The following is a 3,637-nucleotide window of genomic DNA, read 5'->3' on the forward strand; positions in this document are numbered from 1 at the left end:
TTCGAAGGATTAAACCATTCGTGCTAAGCGTTGATAGCGTGTAGCCATAGGAGAGGACGCCAACGTGGACAAACGGGCTGAAGGAGACGCGGAGAAATTGGCTCGAGGCGAGTTCGAGCTCAGAGCCGAACGATATGGTGTGAACGCCTTTCTTCTCGTTGTCGAACTCGTAAATCTGCTGGAAAAGCGTGGAACGATCAGCAGCGACGACGTCGCGAAAATAGCCGAAGCCGCCGCACTTGCCGTTGCCGCATCCAGCGAACCCGACGTGAACAGCATCAATCTGTTGCAGGCCATCGCTGCCGCACGCCGGCCCAAATAGGCTTATATCAAATCCGCCAGCAATCGGCGCCCACCGATAAACGCTATATTGAACTGATCTCGATCGAGCGTGCGGAGCCATTCCATGTGCAATGACTACGAGCAGCACATCGCTTGGGCCGAATACTGCCGGATGATGGAATCGCTGGCGCTCAAAATCCCCAGCCATCAAACCGAACTGGATCTGCCGCAGGCGGATGACATCCACATCAACGACCCCGCACCTGTAATGCGCGCCGCCGGCGACGCAATCGAACTGGCGTCGATGACATTCGGCTTTCCCCCGGCCGGGCCAAAAGGCGGACCTGTATTCAACTTTCGCTCGGAGGGCCGGCAGTTCAGCAACAGCAAGCGCTGTCTCGTTCCGGCGTCGGCATTCTTCGAATTCACGGGAACGAAATATCCAAAAACCAAGCACAGGTTCACGCTGAATGGCCATTCGTTCATGGCGATTGCCGGGCTGTGGCGCGAGGGTGTCGGCAACAAGCCGCCGACGTTCACGATGCTGACGAGCGAGCCAGGGCCGGACGTGGCGCCATATCACAACCGGCAAGTGGTTGTGCTGCGGCCATCGGACTGGGCGGCCTGGATCCATCTCACGAGGTCCGAGGCTGAACTCCTGCGGCCGTTGCCGGTAGGGTCGCTCAGAGTGGAGACAGCTCGGGCAGGTTCGGAGTAGGAACCATCGGAAAATTGCGCGCTGAGCTGCGGCCGCGCCTCACGGCGACGCGCGCCATGCTCAGAACGAATGCCCGCGCGATATAAGCGCTTCAGCCCCGCTTGACGTAGCCGGCGGTGACCTCGTCCTTGTGGGCGGCGAAAGCTTCCAGGACTTCGGTTTTCTCAGGCTTCGGAATCTTGAAATGATCCAAGGTCCGCCCGAGTTCGGCTGCGACCTCATCGAATTCCGCGGGGGAAATCCGCAGGTCGCGATGCGCCTCCTCGAGGCCGAGCGGCGTCGTGCCGGGCTTGGTGGCGACGAACTTGAAGGGCCCGCCAGAAACGTCGCAGACCCACAGCGTGCGCATGAACTTGAGGCCGGGCAACCTTTCAAGGTTCTTGGTGTGCCATTTGCGCAGCTGCGGATTCTTGGATTCTTGGCCGACGATCGGGTTCCTCACGACGGCGTCGCTGAAGTGATCGATCACCGCTGCGATGGCGAACACGCCGCCCAGCCGCTCATACAGACTTTTCTCGGATGTGGTTTTCTTCGTCTGCGCGAGCGCCTTGTCGGCAGGCAATACCGACGTCGATGCGGCGGCCAGCGCCAGCGCGGCGACAACACTTCGTCTTGTCAGAGAAGTCGAAATTTTCATCCCTGGTTTCCTTCGAGGTTAGGCCAGAGCGAGCCGCAGCCTGTCTGGCGGGCTTCATGAAATGGCATTCGGACACTTTGCCGTATTTTAGCACCGCCTAAAGAACTAACGAGCCCTTCGCCCGAATTATTCCGATTGACCGCATTGTCATGGTCAACATGCGTAAAGGTCGCGCGGATGAGGAAGGCTTAAGCACGCGTCGCCGCACGCGGCAGAGGTCGCGAAGCCACTTCGGCCGCATCGGCGACCCGATCGATGTTGCGGGCACCGTAGTGTTCCTGACCTCGCTGGCGGCGGTCGCCTGCGGCCAATAGCCTGTGCTTTTCGAAGATCGCGAGCTTCTGCGGATAGGTCATCCGCACCTTGGCGTTGCACCCGTCGCATCTGAAGTGCGCGATTGTTCTTAGTGCAGAGCCCTTTCTTACCGCCGGATGCAAGCAATCCGGACATTCGAATGTGAGCGCGACATCCGATAAGTCTTCGGCTAAGCCCATTTCCGTCCCCTTCGCAAGCTCGGTGGCTACACTCTGGCGATTCTCAATGGGCAATTCAGATGCCAAACGGCTGTGCCAAAGCGGGACTAGGCCAATTCGCCTCGGAACGCCCGCCAAGCTAGTGCGCCTTCTCTGCCCCTTTTGAGCGACGAAGAGACCTAACTTCCTCCAGCAGTTCGCGCTCATTGGTAGTCACGTTTCGGAAGATTGCGACAATCATCACCGCTAAGGCTTCGGCATCCAGGCTTAGAGGGTCAATGTGCTCATCTGCGCAAACCTGATCAAACACGCGTTCACAGATAGCCAAATCGTGAGGGCTGAGGCGAGTGCGATTGAAACGCCGGCGCGACATTTGCGAGCCTTCAACGCCCGCCGCCCCGTTGCAAAAGAAGCGGGCCTTGGCAAGAAACGCGAGTCGTTGAACGATTGTTCCCGGCTGCAAGCTTTGTTAAGCCGCCTGCAGCAAGGGCAGACCAGAATGCTTTCCCCGCGCGCATCATGGCGCGTGCGAGCGCCGTGAGGTGAGTGTGCAAGACCACAGCTTTTGACGAGCCTGTGCGCGTGACACTCGGCAGGTCGCGGGGCGCCACATTTTTCGGCAACCTCGCCAACCGCGCACAATCACCATCGAGCAGGTCAAGGAGGCCTTGGAAGATGCGCCAGCGAAACAATCTGGTGCTGCGAGAGAGGATTGAACTCTAAGTGTCCCTAATAAAATCAATTATTTACGATGAGTTTTGTAACGTCGTGACGGGCGACAAAATGGCTGGGAATCACTTCTAGCCTGCGGTTCTGGCGGGATGCCAAAAGACCCGCCTCGCCTTTACTGTTTTCTCTCCAAGGCATTCTAGATCAAGCCTTCATTTGAATGCCTGGACCTTCACTGCGCCGTCAAGCACCTGGAACCGAAATACGTTTACGACGATCCGTATGCGCCGTGATGATAGATCAGCGCCGGGCCGGGCTCTCCGCTCACCACATGCCGGACGCTGCCGAGGATCAGCGCGTGGCTGTGGCGAATAATAGTATCCTCAACCGTGCAGTCGACCGCGGCAAGCGCCTCGTCGAGTGCCAGTGCGCCGCTTGCAAGGCTGGACCAGCGAGCGCCCTCGTAGCGCGCCCACCCCTTCAGGCCACCGCGCCCGGCAAAGCGGTCGGCAATCGCGATCTGGTCGGCACGCAGCACATTCACGCAGAAATGCCGATGCCGGCTGATGGCTGCCCAGGTAGACGAGTTCAGATTGATGCTGACAACCATCACCTCTGGTTCGACCGATAGGGAATGGGCGGTGGTAACGGTTGCGCCCGTCCGTTCGTCGCCAACACCTGCGGTGACCACGGAGACAGCTCCGGCCAGGTGTCGCATCGCAAATTTCAGGGGAACCCGGGTTTCCACTAAGGTTTCCACTAGGGGAACGCGTTCGGTCAGTGTCATCTGGATAGCCTCATCGTGTTTGCAGCTTCACGACGCCTTGCGACGCAACGCCGTTTGGTATCCCAACCATT

6 protein-coding genes are annotated in these 3,637 nt (G+C 58.9%); 1 reads left to right on the top strand and 5 read right to left on the bottom strand.

All coding sequences use genetic code 11. The features are described 5' to 3' along the window. Positions 1-403 (bottom strand): hypothetical protein (locus tag NKI72_RS34300; protein WP_352852150.1); only part of this gene is annotated, 403 nt, incomplete at its 3' end. Between the two features lie 3 nt (positions 404-406). On the opposite strand from NKI72_RS34300, the gene NKI72_RS34305 reads away from it, so the two are divergent. Further along, positions 407-1,000, top strand: coding sequence for an SOS response-associated peptidase (locus NKI72_RS34305; protein ID WP_352618957.1), 594 nt, complete (start codon positions 407-409; stop codon positions 998-1,000). A gap of 91 nt (positions 1,001-1,091) precedes the next feature. Here NKI72_RS34305 and NKI72_RS34310 read toward each other — a convergent pair whose 3' ends face one another. From NKI72_RS34310 to NKI72_RS34325, 4 genes are all read right to left on the bottom strand, one after another. Then, a complete protein-coding gene (locus tag NKI72_RS34310) occupies positions 1,092-1,562 on the bottom strand; it encodes a group I truncated hemoglobin (protein WP_352852152.1) in 471 nt (156 codons plus the stop codon). 263 nt (positions 1,563-1,825) lie between these two features. Then, a complete protein-coding gene (locus NKI72_RS34315; protein WP_352475074.1) occupies positions 1,826-2,131 on the bottom strand; it encodes a hypothetical protein in 306 nt (101 codons plus the stop codon). A gap of 118 nt (positions 2,132-2,249) precedes the next feature. Next, positions 2,250-2,573 (bottom strand): hypothetical protein, encoded by a 324-nt coding sequence (locus NKI72_RS34320; protein WP_352475073.1) that lies wholly within the window; start codon positions 2,571-2,573, stop codon positions 2,250-2,252. 474 nt (positions 2,574-3,047) lie between these two features. Further along, positions 3,048-3,566, bottom strand: a complete 519-nt coding sequence (locus NKI72_RS34325) for a flavin reductase family protein (protein ID WP_352852153.1) — start codon at positions 3,564-3,566, stop codon at positions 3,048-3,050. Positions 3,567-3,637: the final 71 nt, after the last annotated feature.

The sequence above is a fragment of the Mesorhizobium sp. M0437 genome, assembly GCF_040321335.1.
In the GTDB taxonomy this organism is placed as follows: domain Bacteria; phylum Pseudomonadota; class Alphaproteobacteria; order Rhizobiales; family Rhizobiaceae; genus Mesorhizobium.

What these genes read in the sequence shown, in the direction of transcription:
- NKI72_RS34305 (WP_352618957.1), top strand. Translation starts at nt 407, where the DNA reads ATGTGCAATGACTACGAGCAGCACATCGCTTGGGCCGAATACTGCCGG.
- NKI72_RS34315 (WP_352475074.1), bottom strand. Translation starts at nt 2,131, where the DNA reads ATGGGCTTAGCCGAAGACTTATCGGATGTCGCGCTCACATTCGAATGT.
- NKI72_RS34325 (WP_352852153.1), bottom strand. Translation starts at nt 3,566, where the DNA reads ATGACACTGACCGAACGCGTTCCCCTAGTGGAAACCTTAGTGGAAACC.